The sequence below is a fragment of the Streptomyces sp. NPDC051684 genome (assembly GCF_044453445.1).
Classification (GTDB): Bacteria; Actinomycetota; Actinomycetes; order Streptomycetales; family Streptomycetaceae; genus Streptomyces.
The window spans coordinates 201,105-224,916 of record NZ_JBITCS010000003.1 but is presented as its reverse complement, the minus strand read 5'-3'; the positions used below and the strand labels follow the sequence as shown (position 1 = coordinate 224,916).

The 23,812-nt window shown below is 68.8% G+C and carries 26 protein-coding genes and 1 riboswitch; of the genes, 14 read left to right on the top strand and 12 right to left on the bottom strand.

The annotated features are described in order from the left end of the window. Positions 1 to 7: 7 nt before the first annotated feature. Together femX and ACIA8D_RS05295 are read right to left on the bottom strand one after the other, a co-directional pair. Complete coding sequence (gene femX / locus ACIA8D_RS05300; protein WP_399228856.1) at positions 8 to 1,129, bottom strand: peptidoglycan bridge formation glycyltransferase FemX; 1,122 nt, start codon at positions 1,127 to 1,129, stop codon at positions 8 to 10. Between the two features lie 151 nt (positions 1,130 to 1,280). Further along, the gene (locus ACIA8D_RS05295; RefSeq protein WP_399228854.1) at positions 1,281 to 1,601 is read right to left on the bottom strand and encodes a hypothetical protein; all 321 of its coding nucleotides are present in this window, start codon (positions 1,599 to 1,601) and stop codon (positions 1,281 to 1,283) included. 287 nt (positions 1,602 to 1,888) lie between these two features. Between ACIA8D_RS05295 and rpsF the strand changes: the two genes are divergently transcribed. The 4 genes from rpsF (at position 1,889) to rplI (ending at position 3,631) form a co-directional block, all read left to right on the top strand. Continuing rightward, positions 1,889 to 2,179: a 30S ribosomal protein S6 gene (gene rpsF / locus ACIA8D_RS05290; RefSeq protein ID WP_164559357.1), complete on the top strand. Its 291-nt coding sequence runs from the start codon at positions 1,889 to 1,891 to the stop codon at positions 2,177 to 2,179. Positions 2,180 to 2,254: 75 nt separating this feature from the next. Beyond that, positions 2,255 to 2,866 (top strand): single-stranded DNA-binding protein, encoded by a 612-nt coding sequence (locus ACIA8D_RS05285; protein WP_266712018.1) that lies wholly within the window; start codon positions 2,255 to 2,257, stop codon positions 2,864 to 2,866. Between the two features lie 63 nt (positions 2,867 to 2,929). Next, on the top strand, positions 2,930 to 3,166 hold the full coding sequence (rpsR, locus tag ACIA8D_RS05280; protein WP_003949403.1) for a 30S ribosomal protein S18: 237 nt from the start codon (positions 2,930 to 2,932) through the stop codon (positions 3,164 to 3,166). 18 nt (positions 3,167 to 3,184) lie between these two features. After that, a complete protein-coding gene (gene rplI / locus ACIA8D_RS05275) occupies positions 3,185 to 3,631 on the top strand; it encodes a 50S ribosomal protein L9 (protein ID WP_399228850.1) in 447 nt (148 codons plus the stop codon). 153 nt (positions 3,632 to 3,784) lie between these two features. Here the strand turns inward: rplI and ACIA8D_RS05270 are convergent, their stop codons facing one another. Then, positions 3,785 to 5,122: an MATE family efflux transporter gene (locus ACIA8D_RS05270; protein WP_399228849.1), complete on the bottom strand. Its 1,338-nt coding sequence runs from the start codon at positions 5,120 to 5,122 to the stop codon at positions 3,785 to 3,787. 459 nt (positions 5,123 to 5,581) lie between these two features. Here ACIA8D_RS05270 and dnaB point away from each other — a divergent pair, with 459 nt between their 5' ends. Continuing rightward, entirely contained in the window at positions 5,582 to 7,060 is a 1,479-nt protein-coding gene (gene dnaB / locus ACIA8D_RS05265; RefSeq protein WP_399228847.1) for a replicative DNA helicase, read from the top strand. Positions 7,061 to 7,139: 79 nt separating this feature from the next. Beyond that, positions 7,140 to 8,522: a serine hydrolase domain-containing protein gene (locus ACIA8D_RS05260; protein WP_399228845.1), complete on the top strand. Its 1,383-nt coding sequence runs from the start codon at positions 7,140 to 7,142 to the stop codon at positions 8,520 to 8,522. 58 nt (positions 8,523 to 8,580) lie between these two features. Here the strand turns inward: ACIA8D_RS05260 and ACIA8D_RS05255 are convergent, their stop codons facing one another. Together ACIA8D_RS05255 and ACIA8D_RS05250 are read right to left on the bottom strand one after the other, a co-directional pair. Then, on the bottom strand, positions 8,581 to 9,033 hold the full coding sequence (locus ACIA8D_RS05255) for a GNAT family N-acetyltransferase (protein WP_399228843.1): 453 nt from the start codon (positions 9,031 to 9,033) through the stop codon (positions 8,581 to 8,583). Positions 9,034 to 9,078: 45 nt separating this feature from the next. Then, positions 9,079 to 9,540 carry a MarR family winged helix-turn-helix transcriptional regulator gene (locus tag ACIA8D_RS05250; RefSeq protein ID WP_399228841.1) on the bottom strand — a complete coding sequence of 154 codons (462 nt, stop codon included), beginning with the start codon at positions 9,538 to 9,540 and terminating at the stop codon, positions 9,079 to 9,081. A gap of 146 nt (positions 9,541 to 9,686) precedes the next feature. On the opposite strand from ACIA8D_RS05250, the gene ACIA8D_RS05245 reads away from it, so the two are divergent. Together ACIA8D_RS05245 and ACIA8D_RS05240 are read left to right on the top strand one after the other, a co-directional pair. Further along, positions 9,687 to 10,895 carry an MFS transporter gene (locus tag ACIA8D_RS05245; protein ID WP_399228839.1) on the top strand — a complete coding sequence of 403 codons (1,209 nt, stop codon included), beginning with the start codon at positions 9,687 to 9,689 and terminating at the stop codon, positions 10,893 to 10,895. A 71-nt stretch (positions 10,896 to 10,966) separates the two neighbouring features. After that, entirely contained in the window at positions 10,967 to 11,386 is a 420-nt protein-coding gene (locus ACIA8D_RS05240) for a heme-binding protein (protein WP_399228837.1), read from the top strand. 68 nt (positions 11,387 to 11,454) lie between these two features. On the opposite strand, the gene ACIA8D_RS05235 is transcribed toward ACIA8D_RS05240, so the two are convergent. Then, on the bottom strand, positions 11,455 to 12,330 hold the full coding sequence (locus ACIA8D_RS05235; protein ID WP_399228835.1) for a GNAT family N-acetyltransferase: 876 nt from the start codon (positions 12,328 to 12,330) through the stop codon (positions 11,455 to 11,457). Between the two features lie 577 nt (positions 12,331 to 12,907). Here ACIA8D_RS05235 and ACIA8D_RS05230 point away from each other — a divergent pair. Next, positions 12,908 to 14,284, top strand: a complete 1,377-nt coding sequence (locus ACIA8D_RS05230; RefSeq protein WP_399228833.1) for a globin domain-containing protein — start codon at positions 12,908 to 12,910, stop codon at positions 14,282 to 14,284. Positions 14,285 to 14,315: 31 nt separating this feature from the next. On the opposite strand, the gene ACIA8D_RS05225 is transcribed toward ACIA8D_RS05230, so the two are convergent. The 5 genes from ACIA8D_RS05225 to ACIA8D_RS05205 all read right to left on the bottom strand — a co-directional run bounded on the left by ACIA8D_RS05225 (position 14,316) and on the right by ACIA8D_RS05205 (position 18,028). Beyond that, positions 14,316 to 14,798, bottom strand: coding sequence for an NUDIX domain-containing protein (locus ACIA8D_RS05225; protein ID WP_399228831.1), 483 nt, complete (start codon positions 14,796 to 14,798; stop codon positions 14,316 to 14,318). A gap of 59 nt (positions 14,799 to 14,857) precedes the next feature. After that, entirely contained in the window at positions 14,858 to 15,763 is a 906-nt protein-coding gene (locus ACIA8D_RS05220) for a LysR family transcriptional regulator (RefSeq protein ID WP_399228829.1), read from the bottom strand. A gap of 238 nt (positions 15,764 to 16,001) precedes the next feature. After that, positions 16,002 to 17,144: a cystathionine gamma-lyase gene (locus ACIA8D_RS05215; protein WP_399228828.1), complete on the bottom strand. Its 1,143-nt coding sequence runs from the start codon at positions 17,142 to 17,144 to the stop codon at positions 16,002 to 16,004. After that, positions 17,141 to 17,635, bottom strand: coding sequence for a low molecular weight protein-tyrosine-phosphatase (locus ACIA8D_RS05210; protein ID WP_399228826.1), 495 nt, complete (start codon positions 17,633 to 17,635; stop codon positions 17,141 to 17,143). The genes ACIA8D_RS05215 and ACIA8D_RS05210 overlap by 4 nt, the downstream gene beginning before the upstream one ends. 12 nt (positions 17,636 to 17,647) lie before the next feature. After that, positions 17,648 to 18,028, bottom strand: a complete 381-nt coding sequence (locus ACIA8D_RS05205) for a phage holin family protein (protein WP_399228825.1) — start codon at positions 18,026 to 18,028, stop codon at positions 17,648 to 17,650. Positions 18,029 to 18,076: 48 nt separating this feature from the next. On the opposite strand from ACIA8D_RS05205, the gene ACIA8D_RS05200 reads away from it, so the two are divergent. From ACIA8D_RS05200 to ACIA8D_RS05185, 4 genes are all read left to right on the top strand, one after another. Beyond that, entirely contained in the window at positions 18,077 to 18,394 is a 318-nt protein-coding gene (locus ACIA8D_RS05200; RefSeq protein WP_399228823.1) for a cupin domain-containing protein, read from the top strand. Positions 18,395 to 18,588: 194 nt separating this feature from the next. Then, positions 18,589 to 18,804: a DUF5326 family protein gene (locus tag ACIA8D_RS05195; protein ID WP_266718729.1), complete on the top strand. Its 216-nt coding sequence runs from the start codon at positions 18,589 to 18,591 to the stop codon at positions 18,802 to 18,804. Positions 18,805 to 18,989: 185 nt separating this feature from the next. Beyond that, positions 18,990 to 19,766, top strand: coding sequence for an IclR family transcriptional regulator (locus tag ACIA8D_RS05190; protein WP_399228821.1), 777 nt, complete (start codon positions 18,990 to 18,992; stop codon positions 19,764 to 19,766). Positions 19,767 to 19,866: 100 nt separating this feature from the next. Further along, the gene (locus ACIA8D_RS05185) at positions 19,867 to 20,331 is read left to right on the top strand and encodes an SsgA family sporulation/cell division regulator (RefSeq protein WP_385758954.1); all 465 of its coding nucleotides are present in this window, start codon (positions 19,867 to 19,869) and stop codon (positions 20,329 to 20,331) included. 109 nt (positions 20,332 to 20,440) lie between these two features. Here ACIA8D_RS05185 and ACIA8D_RS05180 read toward each other — a convergent pair whose 3' ends face one another. Further along, complete coding sequence (locus tag ACIA8D_RS05180; protein ID WP_399228819.1) at positions 20,441 to 21,775, bottom strand: YibE/F family protein; 1,335 nt, start codon at positions 21,773 to 21,775, stop codon at positions 20,441 to 20,443. Positions 21,776 to 21,846: 71 nt separating this feature from the next. Beyond that, positions 21,847 to 22,018: riboswitch (TPP riboswitch) on the top strand. On the opposite strand from ACIA8D_RS05180, the gene thiC reads away from it, so the two are divergent. Then, positions 22,011 to 23,786: a phosphomethylpyrimidine synthase ThiC gene (gene thiC / locus ACIA8D_RS05175; protein WP_399228817.1), complete on the top strand. Its 1,776-nt coding sequence runs from the start codon at positions 22,011 to 22,013 to the stop codon at positions 23,784 to 23,786. It overlaps the preceding riboswitch by 8 nt. The last annotated feature ends 26 nt before the right edge of the window (positions 23,787 to 23,812 follow it).

Below are 23,812 nucleotides of genomic sequence, written 5' to 3'. Positions count from 1 at the left end.
CGGGCGCTCAGCGCCGCGACATGTAGATGTCGAGCGCCTTGTGCAGCAGCTTGTTGAGCGGGAAGTCCCACTCGCCCAGGTACTCGGCCGCCTGGCCGCCCGTGCCGACCTTGAACTGGATCAGGCCGAAGAGGTGATCGGTCTCGTCCAGGGAGTCGGAGATGCCGCGCAGGTCGTAGACGGTGGCGCCGAGCGCGTAGGCGTCGCGCAGCATCCGCCACTGCATGGCGTTGGACGGGCGCACCTCGCGGCCGATGTTGTCGGAGGCGCCGTAGGAGTACCAGACGTGCCCGCCGACGACGAGCATCGTGGCCGCCGCGAGGTTCACGCCGTTGTGCCGCGCGAAGTAGAGCCGCATGCGGTTGGGGTCCTCGTTGTTGAGGGCCGTCCACATGCGCTGGAAGTACGACAGCGGGCGCGGCCGGAAGTGGTCGCGCACGGCCGTGATCTCGTACAGGCGCTGCCACTCGGCGAGGTCCTGGTAGCCGCCCTGGACGACCTCGACGCCGGCCTTCTCGGCCTTCTTGATGTTGCGCCGCCACAGCTGGTTGAACTGCTTGTGGACCTCTTCGAGGGAGCGGTTGGCGAGCGGCACCTGGAAGACATAGCGCGGCTGTACGTCGCCGAAGCCCGCGCCGCCGTCCTCGCCCTGCTGCCAGCCCATGCGGCGGAGCTTGTCGGCGACCTCGAAGGCGCGCGGCTCGATGTGATCCGCCTCGATGTCGCGCAGGCGCTTCACGTCCGCGTCCTGGATGCCCTTCTTGATGGAGGGCGCGTCCCAGCGGCGAATGATGACCGGCGGGCCCATCTTCACGGAGAAGGCGCCCTGCTGCTTCAGATGCGCGAGCATCGGGCGCAGCCACTCTTCGAGGTTCGGGGCGTACCAATTGATGACCGGGCCCTCGGGCAGGTACGCGAGGTAGCGCTTGATCTTGGGGAGCTGGCGGTACAGGACAAGGCCCGCACCGACCATCTCGCCGGTGCGCTCGTCGAACCAGCCCAGGTGCTCGGAGTTCCACTCCGCCTTGACGTCTGCCCATGCGGGGACCTGCATGTGGCTGGCCGACGGCAGGCTCTGGATGTACGCCAGATGCTGCTCTCGGCTGATGGTCCTCAGGGTCAGGCTCATTCGGGGCGCTCCTCGGGCTGGTGTGTCCCCATGGGTACAGGGGCTCCGGCTCTCGCGCCGAAGCCTACTGCGCCCTGCGAGCGCCCCGACCGGCCGTATGGGAGGTCGGTGGTGAAGGTGGCCCCGAGGGGACCGCTCGAAGCGGCCCGCCTCAGCCGATGACCCCGCCGAAGAGGCCTCCATGGGCCATGCCGATGAAGAAGCCGATGGCCGACGCTCCCAGGCCCAGGATCAGGCCGAACCGCTCCCGGGTGGTCTCGGAGACGAACTGGCCGTAGGCCCCGGTCAGGATGCCGACGAGGCCGGCCCAGGAGCTGAGGAGATGGAGCCCGGGCCAGAGAGAGGTGATGATCGCGATCGCTCCGAGCACCACGGTGACCCCGAGCAGGGTGTCCGGCAGCGGGTGGGGCTTGCCGTCCGTGGCGAAAAGGGAGGAGGAAGCGGTGCTGTTGGGACGCATTACTTGTGCCATGAGGCACCTCCTGCGGAAGCGGCGCACTGTAGCGCCGTACACACCCGATGTGTACAGATTGCGTCCCCTGGCTGCCGGATTTCAACCGGAAGCAGAGGTGCGGGTAGTCTGTACGGTCTGCACCGGTGTCTGTACATGCCCCCGACCAGGGGCTCACTCCACTGATCAGGGCGGATCCGCTCGGCGGGACCCGATTGTCAGTGGTGGCCGATACCGTTGCTCACGCATAACAACCCTCCTGCCACGGAACGACCGTGGCCGCTGAGTCCAAAGGAGGTGGGTTCCACATGCGTCACTACGAGGTGATGGTCATCCTCGACCCCGATCTGGAGGAGCGCGCTGTCGCCCCCCTGATCGAGAACTTCATGTCCGTTGTCCGTGAGGGCAACGGCAAGGTGGAGAAGGTCGACACCTGGGGCCGTCGTCGGCTCTCGTACGAGATCAAGAAGAAGCCCGAGGGCATCTACTCGGTCATCGACCTGCAGGCCGAGCCTGCGGTCGTCAAGGAGCTCGACCGCCAGATGAACCTGAACGAGTCGGTCCTCCGGACCAAGGTCCTCCGTCCCGAGACCCACTGAACTTCCTAGTTCAGCGGCACTCGGGATTCGAGTAGCAGCAAGCAGCCAGCAGCAAACCCGCCGAGAGGTTCCCCCATGGCAGGCGAGACCGTTATCACCGTCGTCGGAAACCTGACCGACGACCCCGAGCTGCGCTTCACCCCGTCCGGCGCGGCCGTCGCGAACTTCACGATCGCGTCGACGCCCCGGACGTTCGACCGCCAGACCAATGAGTGGAAGGACGGCGATGCGCTGTTCCTCCGCGCGTCGATCTGGCGTCAGGCCGCGGAGAACGTCGCCGAGTCGCTGACGCGCGGTATGCGCGTCGTCGCTCAGGGACGTCTGCGGCAGCGTTCGTACGAGACCCAGCAGGGCGAGAAGCGGACGGTCGTGGAGCTCGAGGTCGACGAGATCGGCCCCTCGCTGCGCTACGCCACCGCCAAGGTCACCAAGACGCCCGGTCGTGGCGGTCAGGGTGGCGGCGGCGGTTTCGGTGGCGGCCAGCAGGGCGGCGGCGGTGGCGGCTGGGGCGGCGGCCCCGGCGGTCAGCAGGGCGGTCAGGGAGGTGGCCAGGGCGGAGCCCCGGCCAACGACCCCTGGGCGACCGGTGCGCCGGCCGGCGGCGGCCAGCAGGGTGGCGGCGGTGGCGGCTGGGGCGGAAGCTCCGGCGGCTCCGGCGGCGGCTACTCGGACGAGCCCCCCTTCTAGGGATCACTCCCTTTCGGGGCTGGGCTCGCACCCCACACTTCTTGATCACACAGGAGAAACACCATGGCGAAGCCGCCTGTGCGCAAGCCTAAGAAGAAGGTCTGCGCTTTCTGCAAGGACAAGGTCACGTACGTGGACTACAAGGACACGAACATGCTGCGGAAGTTCATTTCCGACCGCGGCAAGATCCGTGCCCGCCGCGTGACCGGCAACTGCACGCAGCACCAGCGTGACGTCGCCACGGCCGTGAAGAACAGCCGTGAGATGGCGCTGCTGCCCTACACGTCCACCGCGCGATAAGGAAAGGGTGACCGCAAAATGAAGATCATCCTGACCCACGAGGTCACTGGCCTCGGCACCGCCGGCGAGGTCGTCGACGTCAAGGACGGGTACGCCCGTAACTACCTGATCCCGCGGAAGTTCGCGATCCGCTGGACCAAGGGTGGCGAGCAGGACGTGGCGCAGATCCGCCGCGCCCGCAAGATCCACGAGATCGCCACCATCGAGCAGGCCAACGAGATCAAGGCCAAGCTCGAGGGCACCGCGGTCCGTCTGGCCGTCCGCTCCGGCGACGCCGGTCGTCTCTTCGGTTCCGTCACCCCGGCCGACATCGCTTCGGCGATCGAGGCTGCCGGTGGCCCGAAGGTCGACAAGCGCCGTGTTGAGCTGGGCTCGCCGATCAAGTCGCTCGGTGGCCACGAGGCCTCCGTGCGTCTGCACCCCGAGGTTGCCGCCAAGGTCAACATCGAGGTCGTCTCTGCCTGAGCTCTGCTCTGAGTAGTGCTGAAGCAACATGTGGGGCCGCACCCTTCGGGGTGTGGCCCCACATGCTTGCTGTCTGCGTTTCACGTGAAACCGTGGAGCGCGGAAGTCGTGTTTCACGGTTACTGCGTTTCACGTGAAACGGCTCGCTTCGAGTCAGCGCGTCGCGCCCGTCACGGCCCAGCGTCCCGAGCGGTAGCGGATCCAGAGCGTGATCATGCGGACCGTCATCATCAGTGCCATCGCTCCCCAGACTGCGGTGAGGCCGCCGCCGAAGACGGGGACCAGCAGCGCCACAGGCGTGAAGACGGCGAGCGTGACCAGCATGGCCCAGGCCAGGTACGGTCCGTCGCCCGCGCCCATGAGGACGCCGTCCAGGACGTAGACGATCCCGCAGACGGGCTGGGCCAGGGCCACGACGATGAGGGCGGGCAGAGCGGCGTCCTGTACGAGCTGATCGCTCGTGAACAGCGGGACGAACAGCGGCCTGGTGGCGACGATCAGTACGCCGAGGACGACTCCCGCGGCGATCCCCCACTCCACCATCCGACGGCAGACGGCGCGTGCGCCCGGAGCGTCGTCCGCGCCGAGGTAGCGGCCGATGATCGCCTGGCCGGCGATGGCGATGGCGTCGAGGGCGAACGCGGTCAGGCTCCACAGGGACAGGATGATCTGGTGGGCGGCCACGTCGGCATCGCCGAGCCGTGCCGCGACCGCCGTCGCGATCATCAGGATCGCCCGGAGCGAGATCGTGCGGACGAGAAGTGGCGCGCCTGCCTGGGCGCAGGCCCTGATACCGGCCGCGTCCGGACGCAGGGAAGCGCCATGGCGGCGGGCGCCGCGGACCACGACGACGAGATAGACGACCGCCATGCCGACCTGGGCGATGACGGTGCCCCAGGCCGAACCCGCGATGCCCAGACCGGCGCCGTAGACGAGCGCGGCGTTCAGCCCGGCGTTGGCGATGAAGCCGGCGACGGCCACGTAGAGCGGGGTCTTGGTGTTCTGGAGTCCGCGCAGCACGCCGGTGGCGGCGAGGACGATGAGCATCGGGGGAATGCCGAGCGAGGAGATGCGCAGATATGTGATCGCGTAGGGCGTCGCGGTGTCGGAGGCGCCGAAGAGTTCGACCAGCGAAGGAGCCGCGGGGAGCGTGATCGCGACGACGACGGCCCCGAGGAACAGGGCGAGCCAGATGCCGTCCATGCCCTGCTGGATGGCGGACTTCAGATCGCCGGAGCCGACACGGCGGGCGACCGCCGCGGTGGTCGCGTAGGCGAGGAAGACGAAGATGCTGACCGCGGTCTGCAGCAGGGCCGATGCGACGGCAAGTCCGGCGAGCTGCGAGGTGCCGAGATGGCCGACGATGGCGCTGTCGGCCATGAGGAAAAGCGGCTCAGCGACGAGTGCGCCGAAGGCGGGAACGGCGAGGGCGACGATCTCTCGGTCGTGCCGGCGTCGGGCGGCCTTGGGTGTCGCGGGAGCCTGTGTCATGGGCACCAATCTAATCTTCCACAGGTAAGAGATGCAATGCGATACTGACCCTTACTCTTGGAGGTCTTCCGCGTGTCGCGCGGTGGGGTCGGCAGAGATCTTGGGCCGACTGGGGAAGTTTTTCTTCTGCACAGCCGGTGGATGGGAAAATCGCAGGTCAGGCCATGTGTATGGAATAGCCTGAGGGCTTGTTCACAGCCCTGTCCACCGTGTCGTGCACAGGTTTTCCCGGGTTCTCCACAGCGAGGGGCCCGTCATCCACACCGCCTGTGGATAACCAGATTGGCTGACGGTGCCCGCGGGCCTACCGTGGTGCGGCGCCCACCATGTCTCGCGGCCTCGGAAACCTCACAAATCCGACGCGTCGGAAGCGGAGTTGGGCCTCTGATTTGTCAGTGTCGTGCCGTAGGAATGAGGGGTACGGCGAGGTCCGCTCGGCGGACGGGAGGAGGCGGCCCGGTGAGTATCTCCGAGCCTTTGGACGACCCCTGGGCCGACGACGGTCCCAGCGATCGCCTCCCCGCTTCCCGGCCGTTCCGGGGCGGTGGCCGCGGCCAGGGCGACCAGCACGACCGCGGCAGCGAGGGCGGCGGCTGGGACGAGGGGCCCGCTACGTTCGAGCGCGTTCCGCCGCAGGACCTCGATGCCGAGCAGTCCGTGCTCGGCGGCATGCTCCTGTCGAAGGACGCGATCGCCGACGTCGTGGAGGTCATCAAGGGCGCCGACTTCTACAAGCCGGCCCATGAAACGATCTTTCAGGCGATCCTCGACGTCTACGCCAAGGGCGAGCCCGCCGACCCGATCACCATCGCCGCGGAGCTGACCAAGCGCGGCGAGATCAACAAGGTCGGTGGCGCATCGTATCTGCACACCCTCGTGCAGACGGTCCCGACGGCGGCGAACGCCGAGTACTACGCGGAGATCGTCCACGAGCGCGCCGTACTGCGCCGCCTCGTCGAGGCGGGCACGCGGATCACGCAGATGGGATACGCGGGCGACGACGACGTCGACGAGATCGTCAACAAGGCGCAGGCCGAGGTCTACGCCGTCACCGAGCAGCGCACCAGCGAGGACTACCTCCCGCTCGGCGACATCATGGAAGGCGCGCTCGACGAGATCGAGGCGATCGGTTCGCGCAGCGGCGAGATGACCGGTGTGCCGACCGGCTTCACCGACTTCGACTCGCTCACCAACGGTCTGCACCCGGGCCAGATGATCGTCATCGCGGCCCGGCCCGCGATGGGTAAGTCCACGCTGGCGCTGGACTTCGCGCGCGCGGCGTCGATCAAGAACAACCTGCCCAGCGTCATCTTCTCCCTCGAAATGGGGCGCAACGAGATCGCGATGCGCCTGCTGTCGGCCGAGGCACGTGTGGCCCTGCACCACATGCGCTCCGGCACGATGACGGACGAGGACTGGACGCGGCTGGCGCGCCGGATGCCCGAGGTCTCGGCCGCGCCGCTCTACATCGACGACTCCCCGAACCTGTCGATGATGGAGATCCGCGCGAAGTGCCGCCGGCTCAAGCAGCGCAACGACATCAAGCTCGTGATCATCGACTATCTGCAGTTGATGCAGGCCGGTGGCTCGAAGCGTTCCGAGAGCCGTCAGCAGGAGGTCTCGGACATGTCCCGAAACCTGAAGCTCCTGGCCAAGGAACTGGAACTGCCGGTGATCGCGCTCTCGCAGCTGAACCGTGGTCCCGAACAGCGCACGGACAAGAAGCCGCAGGTCTCCGACCTGCGTGAGTCCGGTTCCATCGAGCAGGACGCCGACATGGTCATCCTGCTGCACCGCGAGGACGCGTACGAGAAGGAGTCTCCGCGCGCGGGTGAGGCGGACATCATCGTCGGCAAGCACCGTAACGGTCCGACGGCCACGATCACCGTCGCCTTCCAGGGTCACTACTCGCGCTTCGTGGACATGGCGCAGACCTGATCAGGGGCGCCGGAGCGCGAAGATCAGCCTCCGGTGAAAACCGCTCGACGACGGTCGTCGGCCGGGGTGGACTGGGGCCATGACGACATCCCCGGGGGAGCTGTTGCCCACCACGCGTCGCGCCCTCCTGCACCGCATCGCCGTTGCCCAGAGCAAGGGGCGGGCGCCCTCGCTCGTGGCCGCGGTCGCGCGGGACGGTGAGCTGGTGTGGACCGGGTCGCGTACCTCGGTGGACGGGCACGGGCCGGACGAGCACGTGCAGTACCGGATCGGTTCGATCACCAAGACGTTCACGGCCGTACTGGTGCTGCGGCTGCGCGACGAAGGACTGCTCGATCTGTCGGACCCGCTGGAGAAGCATCTGTCCGACACCGGTGTCGGCAGCGTCACCATCGCCGAACTGCTCGCCCACACCGGCGGGTTGGCGGCCGAGACGCCGGGGGAATGGTGGGAGCGGAGCCCCGCGAGCCTTCGCCCGACCCTCACGGACGTCCTGGGTGAACAGCCCTTCAAGCATCCCGTCGGCCGTCGCCACCACTACTCCAACCCCGGCTATACGCTCCTGGGCGCCCTGGTCGAGGCGGTGCGCGGAGTGTCCTGGGAGAAGGCGCTGCGCGACGAGATCCTCGAACCACTGGGGCTGACCCGCACCAGCGTGCAGCCACAGCAACCGCACGCCGGGGGATGGGCCGTGCACCCGTACGCAGACGTGCTGCTTCCGGAGCCGAGCGAGGATCTGGGCCTGATGGCCCCTGCCGGTCAACTCTGGTCCACGGCAAGGGACTTGACCGTCTTCGCGGCCTTCCTCGCGACCGGGGACGACCGGGTGCTGAGCGCGGACTCGGTCCGGGAGATGCGAACCCCCGCCGCGCCGACGCTGCCGGGCGACTGGGAGGCCTCGTACGGGTTCGGCGTTCAGGTGGTGAGGGGCGGCGGTCTCACGTTGGCCGGACACACCGGCTCGTTGCCGGGGTTCGTGGCGGGCCTGTGGCTGTGCGAGGAGGAGGGGCTCGTCGCGGTCGCGCTCGCCAACTCCACCTCGGGGGTTCCTGTGGCGACGCTGGCCGCCGAACTGCTGGCGACCGTAGCGGAGGCCGAACCGAGGTTGCCCGAGCCGTGGCGGCCGCTCACCGAGGTGAGCGCGTCCGAACTGGAGCTGGTGGGGCCCTGGTACTGGGGGACGCAGGCCGTGGTGCTGCGCCTGCCGGCCGACGGCGGAGTGGAGGTGGGTCCGGCGGCCGAGGGCGGACGGCGCTCCCGGTTCCGGTCGAACGGCGACGGTACTTGGACCGGGCTCGACGGCTACTACGCGGGAGAGCTGCTCCGGGCCGTCCGGCGGGACGACGGGACGGTCAGCCATCTCGACCTCGGCTCCTTCGTCTTCACCCGGGAGCCGTACCCGGCGGACGGGCCGGTTCCTGGCGGGGTGGACCCGGACGGGTGGCGCGGCATTCCGCGGTGATGCGACGCGGGGACGGTCGGCTGTTTCACGTGAAACAGCCGACCGTTGGGCTCCCCGGTCACAGCTGTAGCTTGAAACCGAGGTGTGAGCCCACAAAGCCGAGCCGCTCGTAGAAGCGGTGGGCGTCGGTGCGTGTGACGTCGGAGGTCAGCTGGACCAGCTGGCAGCCCTGGCGCCGGGATTCTTCGACGGCCCACTCGATGAGCCGCGTGCCGAGGCCGCTGCCACGTTCGTCCGTGTGGATGCGGACGGCCTCGATGATCGAGCGGGTGGAGCCCTTCCGGGAGAGCCCGGGGATGATGCTGAGCTGGAGTGTGCCGACGACGCTGCCGCCGCGCACGGCGACAACGAGGTGCTGATTCGCGTCGGCCGACAGCCGTGCGTGCGCGGCGAGATACGGTGTGAGGTCCTCCGGTGACTCCCGCTGGGCGCCCAGCGGGTCGTCCGCCAGCATGGCGACCAGCTCCGGAATGTCCTCGGCCGTGGCCGGCCTGATCTCAAGATCTCCCATGGACCGCAGCCTATGCGGAGCCCTCCGCCGGCCGTGTTCGGCCCGTCAGGCAGCGGCGGTGTGGAGCCCTTCGACCGCCTTGACCAGGGGAGCGAGCTCCGTGTTCTCGGCCGCGCTGTCGAGGGCCTCCCGCAGCGCCGCGGAGTTCGTCGGGCGGGCCTCTTCGAGGAGTTTGAACCCGGCGTCGGAGACGTTCGTGTAGATGCCCCGCCGGTCGGTCGGGCACAGGTAGCGCAGTAGCAGGCCGCGCTCCTCGAGCCGGGTGACCAGGCGCGTGGTCGCGCTCTGGCTCAGGACGACGGCATCGGCCACCTGCTTCATCTGTAGATGCCCGCCCTCCCCGTCGTGCTGACGGCTGAGGACGTCGAGCAGCGAGTACTCGCGCACGCTCAGCCCGTGCCGGGCCTGCAGCGCGCGCTCGATGTGGGAATCGATCTTCCCGTGCAGCAGGGAGAGTGCGCACCAGCCCTGAGAGAGGGCGGTCAGTGCGGGATCTGTGGCGGTCATGGCTGCGTGGTTCCTCCGTCTCGGAGCGGCTCGCTTCCAGGGTAGTCGATGCGTGAAGGTAGCCCGCGTTTGCAATTAACCAGCGTCTGCAATTATTGTGAGGTCTCGTAAAGCGCACCCGCAACAGTCTGGAAGGGACCCCTTCAATGCCTCTCGCGCTTCTCGCCCTCGCGATCGGGGCCTTCGGGATCGGGACCACGGAATTCGTGATCATGGGGTTGCTCCCAGAGGTCGCGGGTGACTTCGGCGTCTCCATCCCGACGGCCGGATACCTGGTCACCGGCTATGCGCTCGGCGTCATGTTCGGCGCCCCGCTGATGACCGCCCTGGGCCAGCGCATCCCGCGCAAGCGGATGCTGATGCTGCTCCTCGGCTTCTTCATCGTCGGCAACCTGCTCTCCGCCGTCGCGCCCGTCTTCGCCGTCATGCTGATCGGCCGCGTGGTCGCCTCGCTCGCCCACGGCGCGTTCTTCGGCATCGGCTCGGTCGTCGCGGCCGAGTTGGTGGCACCGCAGAAGAAGGCCGGGGCGATCGCCATGATGTTCACGGGCCTGACCGTCGCCAACGTCGTCGGTGTCCCGCTCGGCACGCTCATCGGCCAGATGGCCGGCTGGCGCGTGACGTTCACGGTCGTCGCCGCGCTCGGCGTCATCGGCCTCGTCGGTATCGCCAAGCTCGTACCCGACCTGCCCAAGCCGGACGGCGTGCGGCTCCGGCACGAGCTGGCCGCCTTCAAGAACGTGCAGGTCGTGCTCGCCATGGCGATGACCGTGCTCGGCTTCGGCGGCGTCTTCGCGGCCATCACCTACATCGCGCCGATGATGACGCACGTCGCCGGCTTCGCGGACGGCTCCGTCACCTGGCTCATGGTCCTCTTTGGCCTCGGCATGGTGGCCGGCAACCTGACCGGCGGAAGGTTCGCCGACCGTGCCCTGATGCCCATGCTGTACGTGTCGCTGGGGGCGCTCGCCCTCGTGCTCGCCCTGTTCACCGTCACCGCGCACAACAAGGTCCTGGCCGCTGTCTCCATCGTGCTGATCGGTGCCTTCGGCTTCGCGACGGTGCCGCCGCTGCAGAAGCGCGTCCTCGACCAGGCGTCCGGCGCCCCGACGCTCGCCTCGGCGGTCAATATCGGTGCCTTCAACCTCGGCAACGCCCTCTCCGCCTGGCTCGGCGGCATGGTGATCGCCGCGGGCCTGGGCTACACCTCCCCGAACTGGGTCGGCGCCGTGCTCGCCGCCGCCGCTCTCGTCCTGGCCGTGCTGTCCGCGGCCCTCGAGCGCCGCTCGTCCGCTCCGAGCCTGATCGTCGCGACCGCCGCCGAGCAGCCGCGCACCGAACCGGCCCACCACTGACCCGAACCCCCGGTCGACGGGGCCGACGACGCCCCCGCCCCACACCACCACCCCGCAAGGAGCACCACCTCATGAGCACCACCGCAGTCACCCCGCTCAGCACGCAGGACGCCGAGACCCTGGTCGCCGCCGCCCGCTCCGCCGCCGAGGCGGCCGGAGTCACCGTCAGCGTCACCGTCCTCGATGCGGGCGGGCACCTCCTGGCCTTCCGGCGCGACGACCGCGCCGTCCTCATCTCCGGCGAGACCAGCACGCGCAAGGCGTACACCGCGCTCCAGCTGAACGCCCCCACCGCCGACCTCGTCGACCTGGTCAAGCCCGAGGGGCCCTTCCACACCCTGCCCACCGCGCTGAACCGGCCGCTGCTGTTCATCGCCGGCGGCCTGCCGGTCCAGCGCGACGGCCGCCTCATCGGCGCCATCGGTGTCGGTGGCGGCGCCCCCGAGCAGGACCACGACTTCGCCACCGCGGCCGTGGAGGCCCTCGCGTAGCAGCGGGAGATCGTCCTGTATCCGCCCCAAATTGCCGCAGAAGAGCGGCACTTGAGGCGGAGGCGGATTCAGCCCGCGGCGACGGTCAGCGGTGCGAAACGGCGGGTCCAGTCGCCGGGCAGATCCGAAGCCCCGTAGTTCATCACCGCGTTGAGGCCGACGGCCTCGAGCCCGCGCCCCTTGAGCCACGCCAGCAGCTCCTCATGGCGCACGTCGACATCGGTGCGCAACGGCCGGTCCGTGCCCGCGGCGAGTGAGGCCACGAGGGCCTGCGCCGTCGCGGTGTCGCGAGCGACGAGCGGGCCGACGACATGGGTCTCCCCGTTCGGCCAGGCGGCCGCGAAGCCGATGAGCCCGCCGTCGGCGCCGCCGTCCACGGCCACCCTCAACTGGTCGGAGAAGGCCGGGAGTCGCGTGATGACATGCGTACGGTCCGGGCCGAAGACCTCCGCGTCCAGGCGCAGGATCGCCTGGAGGTCCTCCGCCGTGGCCGCGCGGGTGGTGACATCGGGCAGGGGTCCGTCCGAGGTGAAACGGCCGCGCACCATCTCGGCTTGCCCCGTGACCTTAAAGCCCAACTCCTCGTAGAGGGGGCGCCCGTACGGCGTCGCGTGGAGCGTGAGCGGGGTCGTGCCCGCCCGCTCGACGACATGGCGCATCAGCCGCCTGCCGACGCCCTTCCGGGCGTGCCGTTCCGCGACCAGGACCATGCCGATCGCACCGAGTTCGGGGCGCTCACGGGGGCCGTACTCGGTCACCACGCAGGCGCTGACGAGACCGCCGCCGGGGTCGTCGATGCCGTAGCCGGTGCCGGCCGACAGCAGCAGCCGCCACTTGTGTTCCTCACGGGGCCAGCCCCGATCCTCGGACAGGTCGGCGCACGCGAGGAGATCGCGTGGGGTGAGGCGTCGGATGGGCAGGCCGGAGAGGGAAGGTGTCGACACGCAGGTCAGGCTGTCGGACTTCACCCCGCGACGTCCACCGCTTTGTGGAGAGTGGCCCGGCGCTTTCGGTCACGCCGGGAGTTTCACGTGAAACATGGCGCCGGGGCGGCTCAGCCCGCGCTCGACGGCGTCTCGTGTGCGAATTGGCGCGCCTGGACCGGTAATTGAGGAATTTACGAAGTGGGCGAGCTTCGCTTAATGCGCAGTTATGCCGGTAGGGGGTTGTCGACTTCGCGGCGGCCGGTATCGTCGGGTCCGGATCGCGCCGGGTGGCCGAAGAAGGCCGAGGGGAAGCCCAGGGTGCGCGCAGGCCCACGCAGCCTAACGGGACGGAGAGATCGAAGACCTGCACTTTCCGCTTTGCGTTCTGGGCAATGACACTGGGTGGCAGGCTGCGGTGAGGGGACTGCGGACAATGTCACACTCTTGCCTTACTTGTCAGTAGCCGTCCGGAATGCAGTGTTCAATGTGGACTGCATTGTTATCGAGGCACGCGGGGGAAAGCCCACAGTTTCCGGGCGCGGAACAGCTCGGGAGTACGTTGACCGACCGAAATATGTTCGAGGCGAGGCACAGCATGGACGCTCCGACCACTACGCCGTCGGCCGGTTCCGGTTCTGACGGTTCGGACGGTGGCGGCGGCTGGTTCACGCCGCGCAAGGCCCCGGCCCCGCAACCGCCCGCCACCGACTCCGGCCAGGACGCGACGCAGGACGAGCACCGAATACCGGAGCCGCGCCAGGCACCGCCCGAGCAGCAGACGCAGCAGCCCGCCCCGCCGCGCGCCGCCGAGTCGCCCGGCCCCATGGCCGCCGCCGCGCGCCCCGCTCCCGCGCAGGCCTCCCCCGACGCGATCCTGATCCGCCGCACCATGGAAGAGATCGGTCCCGTCGCGGACCGGGTCACCTCGTACTTCTACGCACTGCTCTTCGTGCGTCACCCCGAACTGCGCCCGCTCTTCCCCGCGGCGATGGACACCCAGCGCGACCGGATCCTCAAGGCGCTGCTGACCGCGGCCGAGCACATCGACAACAAGGACGTCCTCGTGGCGTACCTGAAGAACCTGGGGCGCGGGCACCGCAAGTACGGCACGCAGGCCGACCACTACCCGGCCGTCGGTGAATGTCTGATCGCCGCGCTCACCCAGTACGCGACGACCACGTGGAACGCGGAGACCGAGGCCGCCTGGGTCCGTACCTACACGACGATCTCCCAGATCATGATCGACGCGGCGGCCGAGGACGAGCTGAAGGCGCCGGCCTGGTGGATGGCCGAGGTCGTCTCGCACGACCTGCGCACCCCCGACGTCGCCGTGGTGACCGTGCGGCCCGATCAGCCGTACCCGTTCCTGGCCGGGCAGTACACGACGCTGGAGACGCCCTGGTGGCCGCGGATCTGGCGGCACTACTCGTTCGCGTCCGCGCCCCGCTCGGACGGGCTGCTCTCGTTCCACGTGAAGGCCGTCCCGGCGGGCTGGGTCTCCAACGCCCTGGTGCACCGGGCCCGCCCCGGCGACGTGCTGCGCCTCGGCCCGCCCGCCGGCTCCATGACCGTCGACCACACCACGGACAGCGGGCTGCTCTGTCTGGGGGGCGGCACCGGCATCGCGCCCATCAAGGCGCTCGTCGAGGATGTGGCCGAGCACGGGTACCAGCGCTCGGTCGAGGTGTTCTACGGCGCCCGCACCAACCACGACCTGTACGACATCGACACGATGCTGCGCCTCTCGCAGAGCCACTCATGGCTCTCGGTGCGGCCCATCGTCGACCAGCAGGCCCATCTCCAGCTGCCGGACGCGGTACGGGAGTACGGCCCCTGGAACGAGTACGACGCGTACCTCTCCGGGCCTCCTGGCATGATCCGCAGCAGCATCGACACCTTGCGGCGGATCGGTATCCCCGGCAGCCGCATCCGGCACGACTCGGTCGAGGACCTGGTCGCGGCGGCGGACTGAGCCCGCCACCGAGGCCCGGTGTCGCGCGGCGTCAGCCCAGATCGGGCGCGTGCATCGCCCGTACGCCCTCGATGTTGCCGTCGAGGTAGTGACGCAGCGAGAGCGGCACCAGGTGGACCGAGGCGATACCGACGCGGGTGAACGGCACCCGCACGATCTCGTACCCGCCGCACGGGTCCTCGACCTCGGGCCCGTGCCGCTGGTCGGTGTCCATCGACTCCAGCCGGCAGACGAAGAAGTGCTGGACCTTTACGCCGGTCGCGCCGCCGTCCTCGCCGATGTGCTCGACGGTGTCCACGAAGCAGGGCACCACGTCGACGATCTTGGCGCCGAGTTCCTCGTGCACCTCGCGATGGAGGGCGTCCACGACAGTCGTGTCCTCCGGCTCGACCCCGCCACCGGGAGTCACCCAGTAAGGATCGACGCCGGGCTTGGTCCGCTTGATCAGGATCAGGTTGTCGCCATCCAGCAGGATGGCGCGTGCGGTGCGCTTGACCACGGGTCGGACGGTCATGGGAGAAATGTGGCCCGGCTGGTTCCACGTGAAACATCCCGCATCGCTCGGTGCCCGGCTCACGACCAGTCGACGGCAGCGCGCAAGAGCCACTCGTGCGCCCGCGCGATGTGCGGCATGGCCAATGTGCCGGTGCGCACCACCAGGAAGTACGTGCGCAGCGGTGGCACGGGTGGGTCGAGCAGGGCGACGATCTCCCCGCGCTCCAGGTTCTCCTCGCAGAGATAGCGTGGCAGTACGGCGAGGCCGGCGCCAGCGATCACGCAGGCGAGCACCGCGCGCAGATCGGGCACGACGACCGTGCCGGCGACCGCGGGCCGGGAATCGAAGACCGCGGCCCAGTAGCGGCTGACCAGGGGCAACGACTCGTGCACCTCGACCACGGGGAACTTCTCCAGGGACGGCGCCGCGTCGCGGTGCAGCATGCCGCGGCCGATCCGGGCGGCCAAGCGCGGTGCGGCGGCCAGCACGTGCTCCTCGTCGCAGAGCGGAGTCGCCGTGAGCAGGGCGCCGCGTGGGCGGGCCGTCGCGATGGCCAGATCGTGATGCCCTGCGGCGAGCCCCTCCAGGGTTTCCTCGGCCGTGCCGAAGCTCGCCCGTAACGCGATGCCCTGCCCGTTGTCCTGGGTCAGGGCCGTCAGCGTGGGCAGGGCACGCTCCGCGGTGAACTCGGGAGGCCCCGCCAGGTGCAGGGTGCGTACGGCGGACTCCTCGTCGAGCCCGGCCTCGGCGATCTCCACGAGGGCGTCGAGATGCGGGGCCGCCTTGTGGGCCAGCTCGTCGCCCATCGACGTGGCCGTCACACCGCGCGCCTGACGTAGGAAGAGCGGGCGGCCCAGCTGCCGCTCCAGCGTACGGATCTGGGAGGTGACGGCCGGCTGAGACAGGCCGAGCAGAGCGGCGGCGCGCGTGAACGAACCGGCGCGGTGCACCGTCACAAAGGTGCGCAGCAACGCGAGATCCATCGCGGCACGCCTCCCTCCCCAACCCCCGGCCGCGCCCAACTATAAATAAGTCGATAGGTCTCTGTCGCTACCGTGATTGGACACTGACACAGAGTCAACTAGCCTTGTTCGCGCGGTTCTTCGCGCGTTGAGAGCCGGGACGGTCCGAGCCACGAGGGGGGAGGCTCGGACCGTCCGTTGTGCGTAGCGCGGTACTAGGGCCTGTCGTCAAACTCCCGTCGTCGCCCGAAGGGCGACGTCACCGGGCGGCCTCTTCCAGCGCCCGCAGCACGTCCGCCACCAGGTCCTCGGTGTTCTCGGCGCCCGCGGAGAAGCGGACGAAGCCCTCGGCGACGGCGTCGCCGCCCCAGCGCCCGCGCCGCTCGGCCGTGGACCGTACACCGCCGAAACTCGTCGCGTCGTCGACCAGCGTCAGGGTGTCGAGGAATCGCTCGGCCCGGGCGCGCGAGGGCAGTTCGAAGGAGACCACGCAGCCGAACCGCCGCATCTGTCCCGCGGCGACGGCATGGGACGGATCGCCGGGCAGACCGGGGTGGCGCACTCCGGAGACGTCCGGGTGTCCCAGCAGGGCCCGCGCCACGGCCAGCGCGTTGGCACCCTGCCGCTCGGCGCGCAGCTCCAGCGTGGCGAGGGACCGGTGCGCGAGCCAGGCCTCCATCGGCCCCGGAATCGCCCCGACTATCTTGCGCCAGCGCTTCACCGAGGCGGTCAACTCGGGGTCGGCGCACGCGACGTAGCCGAGCAGCAGGTCGCCGTGGCCCGTGAGCTGCTTGGTGGCGCTGGCCACCGAGAAGTCCGCGCCGAGCTCCAGTGGGCGCTGCCCGAGCGGCGTCGCGAGCGTGTTGTCCACGGCGACGAGCGCCCCGCGCGCGTGGGCGGCATCGGCGAGGCGCCGGATGTCGCAGACGTCCAGGCCGGGGTTGGACGGCGTCTCCAGCCACAACAGGCGCGCCCCGTCGAGCAAGTCGAGCTGCGCGTCACCGCCGGTCGGCGCGGTGCGCACCTCGATCCCGTACGCCGTGAGCTGCTCGCGGACGAGCGGGAAGACCTGGTAGCCGTCGGCCGGCAGGACCACCGCGTCGCCCGCGCGCAGCTGCGAGAAGAGGACCGCGGAGATCGCGGCCATGCCGGAGGCGAAGGCCAGCGTCTCCACGTCGGAGCGCCCCGGGGCCTCCAAGCCGCTGATGGCGCGCTCGAGATGCGTCCAGGTCGGGTTGTCGTCACGGCCGTACGCATAGGGCCCCGACACGTCTCCGGGCAGATGGAAGTGTGCGGCGAACACCGGACCCGGCAGGGTCGGTTCGTTCTTGACCGGTTCGGGAAGTCCGGCCCGGACCGCCCTCGTACCGTCTCCCGGCTCCTGCGCCGAAGGGTGCGTCATACGACCCGTCCTCCCACTGCTTCGCGTACGGATGCGAGAAGTCCCTCGGACGCCCCCTCGACCAGCTTCAGACACTCCTCGAAGCCGCTCAGATCGCCGTAGTACGGATCGGGGACGTCGAGGTCCGAGGCATCGGCCCCGGGGTCGTAGGAACGCAGCAGGCGCACCTTCTCGGCGTCCTGCGGTGTCGATGCCAGGCGGCGCAGGGTGCGCAGATGGCCGTGGTCGAGGGCGACGACCAGGTCGAGGCGGGCGAACCAATCGGGGTGGAACCGGCGGGCCGTGTGCTCGGCGCCGTAGCCGTTCTCGGTGAGGACGCGGACGGTGCGCGGGTCGGCGCCGTCGCCCTCGTGCCAGCCGTCCGTGCCCGCGCTGTCGATCTCGACGAGGCCGTTGAGCCCCGCCTCCTCGACGCGGGCGCGGAAGACGTGCTCGGCCATGGGCGAGCGGCAGATATTGCCCGTGCAGACGAAACAGACGCGGTAGGTCATCCTTGGCCGCTCTCAGTCCTTGCCGTCGGGCAGTACGACGTTCAGCGCCCAGGAGACGATCGACACGATCAGGCCACCGAGGATCGCGGTCCACAGGCCGTCGACGTGGAAGCTCAGGTCCACCTGATCGGCCAGCCACGAGGTCAGCAGCAGCATCAGGGCGTTCACGATCAGGGTGATCAGGCCGAGCGTGAGGATGAACAGCGGGAAGGTCAGGAGTTTCACGATCGGCTTCACGATCACGTTGACCAGGCCGAAGATGAGGGCGACGAGGATCAGCGTGCCGACCTTCTTGCCGGTGCTGTCGCCGGTGAGGGTGATCTTGTCGAGCACCCAGACCGCTACGGCCAGGGCCCCCGCGTTGGCGATCGTCTTGACTAGGAAATTCTTCATGTGTCTGATCGTTGCAGACATGACTGGTGACAGGGGTGGGCGAGAAGGATGAAGGCGTTCCGGCTGGATGAACTCGAGGCGGAGAGAGCCGCCAATGACGGGGCGTATCTGCAGTTCCTGCGGGAGCGGAACATGTCGGTCGGGCTGTACGCCCTCGACGCGGGCACCCAGGATCCGCAGCAGCCGCACACCCAGGACGAGGTCTACCTCGTGGTGAGCGGCCGCGGTTCCCTCACGGTCGGCATGGAGACGACCCAGGTCGGCCGGGGCAGCGTGGTGTACGTGCCTGCCGGTGTCGCCCACAAGTTCCACCACATCAGCGAGGACCTGCGCGTCCTCGTCGTCTTCTCGCCCCCGGAGGGCTGACGGCTCGGCCCCGAGGACGGCCCCACCTCGGGGTTCCCTAAGGGTCGGGTCAGGGGAGGACAAGGGATCGCAAGGGCCCGCACGGGCCTTTGACGTGCCAGCATCGAAGCAGAACCTCAGAACCGCAGAGCAGAGACTTCGAAGCAGAGGCTTCGAAGCAGAAACCCGGAAGAGACAACGAAGGAGCGATGGCAGTGCGAGAGATATTCGCGGACATGCCGTGGTGGGTGAAGTGGGTCGCGGTGCCGGTCATCGCCATCGTCGTGTTCGGCGGCCTGATCGCGAGCGTCGTCGGCTTTGTGATCGGCCTGCTGTTCAAGGTGCTCGTGTTCGCCGCACTGGTGGGTGGACTCATCTACGTCGTGCGGAAGTTCATGGTCGGTTCCTCGTCGCGGAGCCGCGACTGGTGAGGCCGGGTGCACTCGTGTGCGGATCCCGGTCGTTGCGTCGCGCCACCTTTCGCACGACCGGGGGAAGTTTCCCTGCGCGGCGGGCGCCAATCGGTGGCCAAGGGTTAGAGTCCGGAATTCGATGGCTTTAGCCCCCTGCGAGTCTCGAAAACGCGGGGGTCCCCCACGCGCATCGGGAGTGAACCTTGGCCACGGTCGATACCGCACCCGCCGCCCCGCAGACACTCATCGGCTCCGTTCAGCGAGCCATGCGACTGCTCGAGGCGGTCGCGTCCCATGACGACGGGGCGCCGGCCAAGCAGCTCGCCCGGGAGGCGGGTCTCGCCCTTCCCACCGCGTACCACCTACTGCGCACGCTGGCTCATGAGGGATATCTCCGCCGGGAGAACGGCGTCTTCGTCTTCGGTGACGCCGCCGAGCGTCTGAGCAGCAGCGGAGCGCAGCAGAATCGTCGCAGCATGATCACCGACGCGCTGCGGCACTGGCGCGACACCATCGGCGTCCCGGTCTATTTCGCGGTCTACCGCGACGGCGAGATCGAGCTCGTCGCTGTCGCCGACACTCCGGCCAATCCGGCCGTCGAGGAGTGGGCCGACTTCCGGGAGACCGGCCATGCCCACGCCATCGGCCAGTGCCTGCTCTCCCAGCTCGACGAGGGGGCCCGCAAGGACCACCTCGACCGCTATCCGGCCCAGTCCATTACTCCGTACTCGGTACGGGACGACCGCGCGCTGCTGCGGAAGCTGAGCCGGGTCGGCCGCATGGAGCCGGTCGTCGAGCGCCAGGAGTACGCGCTGGGCACCGCCTGTGCCGCGTTCCCCCTGACCATCGGGTCGGCCGCGGCAACTTTGGCCATTTCTCTCCCTTCCCATCAGGCGGAGAAACTGCTGCCCACAGCCCGACGGTTGCAGCACGAGATCGGCAGGCTGGTAGGAACACTCGCCTTCTCTATCAGCATTTGAAAACTCACTCCTTGTGATCCTGTGTGTACGTTGAGCAAGATGCCAGCAGTGTCAGGCAGGTAATTCCTGGCCAATCGACGGCAAGTTGACGGGGTAGGCGATGCGCGAGTCGGTACAAGCAGTTCAAGCAGAGGTCATGATGAGCTTCCTCGTTTCCGAGGAGCTCTCGTTCCGCATTCCGGTGGAGCTCCGGTACGAGTCCACCGATCCGTATGCGGTGCGGCTGACCTTCCATCTCCCCGGAGACGCGCCCGTGACCTGGGCGTTCGGCCGGGAGCTCCTCGTCGACGGGGTCAACGGGGCCAGTGGCGAAGGAGACGTACAGGTCACACCGGTGGAGCGGGTGGGCGGCGCGGTCGGCGAGATGCCGGGAGAGGTGCACATCAGGCTTCAGGTCGGTGCGGACCAGGCGCTGTTCAGGGCAGGGGTCGCACCGCTCGTCGCGTTCCTCGACCGGACGGACAAGCTCGTTCCGCTCGGCCAGGAAGAAACGGGCGCGGACTTCGAGTCCGACCTCGACGAGGCGCTCGACCGGATCCTCGCCGAGGAGCAGAGCGCGGGCTGACTCCCCATCGGCTCGCACAACAGCAGACGGCCACACCAGATGGTTTGTACGACACCGGACCAGACGTAACGCTTCAGCAGCGCGGTGCACCCGAGCAGTTCCGCGCCATTCAGCGTTTGCGCCGCCGGCCTCCGCCACCACGTCCAGGAGCGGGAGCGGCCTTCACGGGCCCCCGCTCCGGGCGGTCGGCGGACACGACGAGCGCGGCCAGTGCGGTGGTCACCGGCACCGAGGCGACGAGGCCGATCGAGCCGACCAGCGTACGCACGATCTCCTCGGCCACCAGCTCGCTGTTGGCCACGTCGGCGACACTGCTCTGCGCGATCGAGAAGAGCAGCAGCAGGGGCAGCGCGGCGCCCGCGTAGGCCAGCACGAGCGTGTTGACGACCGACGCGATGTGGTCGCGCCCGATGCGGATCGCCGCCCGGTACAGGGCACGCCGGCCCAGCGTCGGGTTCGCCTCGTGCAGCTCCCATACGGCGGAGGTCTGGGTGACCGTCACATCGTCGAGCACGCCGAGCGAACCGATGATGACGCCGGCGAGCAGCAGACCGCTCATGTCGATGTCCGGGTACAGGCCGTGGATCAGCCCTGTGTTGTCGTCGGTGTTGCCCGTCAGGGCCGCCCAGCCGATGAACAGCGAGCCCAACAGGCCGATCAGCAGCAGAGAGACCAGGGTGCCGAGCACGGCGACGGAGGTTCTGGCCGTCAGGCCGTGACACATGTAGAGCGCGATCAGCATGATCGCGCTGGCCCCGACCACCGCGACGACGAGAGGGTTCGACCCCTGCAGAATCGCGGGCAGGATGAAGAAGGTCAGCACCATAAAGCTGACCGCGAGCGCGACCAGTGCCATGACGCCGCGCATCCGGCCCACCACGACCACGGCCAGGGCGAAGATCCCGGCCAGCAGCACCATCGGCACCTTGCGGTTCACATCGGTGACCGAGTACTGAAGCTCCTTCGGTGCGTCCGGCGCGTACGCGGCGATCACCTTCTGGCCCTCGTGCAACTGCCGCGGCGAATCCGGCTGGACGACCTCGGTGAACGTACGGCCCTCGTCCTTGCCGCTGTCGATCCGGATCGTCGCGTTCTCGCAGGTGCCACTGGTTTTCTGCTCGCCGGTGGTGCCCTGTTGCGCCGTGGGGTCCCCGGTGGGGCTCTGCCCCTGGGCGTGCACGGACGAGCAGTCGACCTTCTCGACCCGGGTGACCGTGGCCTGCTGCGTCTGTCGGTCGAAGCCGACCCCGCTGCGCTCGTGCGGCGGTGCGCCGCCCGGCCAGAGCACCGCGAGGCCCACGACGACCGCGACCGAGAACGGGATCAGGACGGCCGCGATCACTTTGCGCAGGTGCCGCGAGACTGGCGCCGCTGGACCGTGGCTGTGGGAGTGCCCATGCGGCGGGTGGGACGGCGGAGCGGGGGGCTGCTGGCTGGTGGTCACCGCCAGATCATCGCAAGAACGGAGGGGGCCCTCTGTTCAACGCGGCGTGGATCACGTTAGCGTGGAGGCGCTTTTGCCATCGCGGGAGCTCGGAGCACCGGGCTGAGAGGGCGCTGACCTTCGTCCCAGCGCGTTTCACGTGAAACAGCGTGGAAGTGCGTGACCAGGGGACGGATATCGCTGCGTCGACCGCTGAACCTGTTACCGGGTAATGCCGGCGTAGGGAGTAGGTCTCATGACCACAACGGACGCACACACGCCTGCCTCCAGCTCGACCGAGGAGGCCGGCCAGTCCATCGGCTGGCACAAGGGGTACATCAGGGGCTCGCGCCCCGACCTCCAGGTGCCGGTCCGTCAAGTGCACCTCACCAATGGGCAGTCGGTGACGCTGTACGACACCTCAGGTCCGTACACCGACCCGACCGTCGACACGGATGTCCGCCGCGGCCTCGCACCGCTGCGGGAGAACTGGATCATCGCCCGCGGCGACACCGAAGAGTACGCGGGCCGCCCCGTCCGTCCCGAGGACGACGGCATCAAGCACACGTCGCCGCGCGGCGGCCTGCGCAATCTCGACGCGGTCTTCCCCGGCCGCCCGCGTCAGCCGCGCCGGGGCCGCAACGGGCAGGCCGTGAGTCAACTCGCGTACGCACGCCGGGGGGAGATCACCCCGGAGATGGAGTACGTGGCCATCCGGGAGAACGTCGCCCCCGACGTCGTACGGGACGAGATCGCGGCGGGCCGGGCCGTGCTGCCCGCGAACGTCAATCACCCGGAGATCGAGCCGATGATCATCGGCAAGCGATTCCTGGTGAAGGTCAACGCCAACATCGGCAATTCCGCCGTCACCTCCTCCATCGAGGAGGAGGTGGACAAGATGACCTGGGCGACCAAGTGGGGCGCCGACACGGTCATGGACCTCTCCACCGGCCGCAACATCCACACCACGCGCGAGTGGTTGCTGCGCAACTCCCCCGTGCCGATCGGCACCGTGCCGCTCTACCAGGCCCTCGAAAAGGTCGACGGCAAGGCCGAGGAGCTGTCCTGGGAGGTCTACAAGGACACGATCATCGAGCAGGCCGAGCAGGGCGTGGACTACATGACGGTCCACGCGGGAGTCCGCCTCCCGTACGTCCCGATGACCGCCGACCGCAAGACCGGCATCGTCTCGCGCGGCGGCTCGATCATGGCCGCGTGGTGCCTCGCGCACCACAAGGAGAGCTTCCTCTACGAGAACTTCGAGGAGCTCTGCGAGATCCTCGCGACCTACGACGTCACGTACTCGCTCGGCGACGGACTGCGCCCCGGCTGCATCGCGGACGCCAACGACGAGGCGCAGTTCGCGGAGCTGAGGACGCTCGGCGAGCTGAACTCCATCGCCAAGCGCCACAACGTGCAGACGATGATCGAGGGCCCGGGCCACGTCCCGATGCACAAGATCAAGGAGAACATCGACCTCCAGCAGGAGATCTGCGAGGAGGCGCCGTTCTACACGCTCGGCCCGCTGACCACCGACGTCGCCCCGGCGTACGACCACATCACGTCCGGGATCGGCGCCGCGATGATCGCCTGGTGGGGCACGGCGATGCTCTGCTACGTCACGCCGAAGGAGCACCTGGGACTGCCCAACCGCGACGACGTGAAGACCGGTGTCATCACGTACAAGATCGCGGCGCATGCGGCGGACCTCGCCAGGGGGCACCCGGACGCACAGGCGTGGGACGACGCGCTGTCCGACGCCCGCTTCGAGTTCCGCTGGGAGGACCAGTTCAATCTGGCTCTCGACCCGGACACGGCGCGCGAGTTCCACGACGAGACGCTGCCGGCGGAGCCCGCGAAGACGGCACACTTCTGCTCGATGTGCGGGCCGAAGTTCTGCTCGATGAAGATCTCGCAGGACATCCGGCGCGAACACGGCACCACGTCCTCGGAGATCACGGAGGGCATGGAGCAGAAGTCCAAGGAGTTCGCCCAGGCCGGCAATCGCGTGTATCTGCCGATCGCCGACTGACGGCATGAGTGCATGACGGTGGGGCC

Bases quoted from the DNA above. Each gene is read 5' to 3' on its own strand.
- femX (WP_399228856.1), bottom strand. From the start codon at position 1,129: ATGAGCCTGACCCTGAGGACCATCAGCCGAGAGCAGCATCTGGCGTAC.
- ACIA8D_RS05295 (WP_399228854.1), bottom strand. From the start codon at position 1,601: ATGGCACAAGTAATGCGTCCCAACAGCACCGCTTCCTCCTCCCTTTTC.
- rpsF (WP_164559357.1), top strand. From the start codon at position 1,889: ATGCGTCACTACGAGGTGATGGTCATCCTCGACCCCGATCTGGAGGAG.
- ACIA8D_RS05285 (WP_266712018.1), top strand. From the start codon at position 2,255: ATGGCAGGCGAGACCGTTATCACCGTCGTCGGAAACCTGACCGACGAC.
- rpsR (WP_003949403.1), top strand. From the start codon at position 2,930: ATGGCGAAGCCGCCTGTGCGCAAGCCTAAGAAGAAGGTCTGCGCTTTC.
- rplI (WP_399228850.1), top strand. From the start codon at position 3,185: ATGAAGATCATCCTGACCCACGAGGTCACTGGCCTCGGCACCGCCGGC.
- ACIA8D_RS05270 (WP_399228849.1), bottom strand. From the start codon at position 5,122: ATGACACAGGCTCCCGCGACACCCAAGGCCGCCCGACGCCGGCACGAC.
- ACIA8D_RS05260 (WP_399228845.1), top strand. From the start codon at position 7,140: ATGACGACATCCCCGGGGGAGCTGTTGCCCACCACGCGTCGCGCCCTC.
- ACIA8D_RS05255 (WP_399228843.1), bottom strand. From the start codon at position 9,033: ATGGGAGATCTTGAGATCAGGCCGGCCACGGCCGAGGACATTCCGGAG.
- ACIA8D_RS05250 (WP_399228841.1), bottom strand. From the start codon at position 9,540: ATGACCGCCACAGATCCCGCACTGACCGCCCTCTCTCAGGGCTGGTGC.
- ACIA8D_RS05245 (WP_399228839.1), top strand. From the start codon at position 9,687: ATGCCTCTCGCGCTTCTCGCCCTCGCGATCGGGGCCTTCGGGATCGGG.
- ACIA8D_RS05240 (WP_399228837.1), top strand. From the start codon at position 10,967: ATGAGCACCACCGCAGTCACCCCGCTCAGCACGCAGGACGCCGAGACC.
- ACIA8D_RS05230 (WP_399228833.1), top strand. From the start codon at position 12,908: ATGGACGCTCCGACCACTACGCCGTCGGCCGGTTCCGGTTCTGACGGT.
- ACIA8D_RS05225 (WP_399228831.1), bottom strand. From the start codon at position 14,798: ATGACCGTCCGACCCGTGGTCAAGCGCACCGCACGCGCCATCCTGCTG.
- ACIA8D_RS05220 (WP_399228829.1), bottom strand. From the start codon at position 15,763: ATGGATCTCGCGTTGCTGCGCACCTTTGTGACGGTGCACCGCGCCGGT.
- ACIA8D_RS05215 (WP_399228828.1), bottom strand. From the start codon at position 17,144: ATGACGCACCCTTCGGCGCAGGAGCCGGGAGACGGTACGAGGGCGGTC.
- ACIA8D_RS05210 (WP_399228826.1), bottom strand. From the start codon at position 17,635: ATGACCTACCGCGTCTGTTTCGTCTGCACGGGCAATATCTGCCGCTCG.
- ACIA8D_RS05205 (WP_399228825.1), bottom strand. From the start codon at position 18,028: ATGAAGAATTTCCTAGTCAAGACGATCGCCAACGCGGGGGCCCTGGCC.
- ACIA8D_RS05200 (WP_399228823.1), top strand. From the start codon at position 18,077: ATGAAGGCGTTCCGGCTGGATGAACTCGAGGCGGAGAGAGCCGCCAAT.
- ACIA8D_RS05185 (WP_385758954.1), top strand. From the start codon at position 19,867: ATGCGCGAGTCGGTACAAGCAGTTCAAGCAGAGGTCATGATGAGCTTC.
- thiC (WP_399228817.1), top strand. From the start codon at position 22,011: ATGACCACAACGGACGCACACACGCCTGCCTCCAGCTCGACCGAGGAG.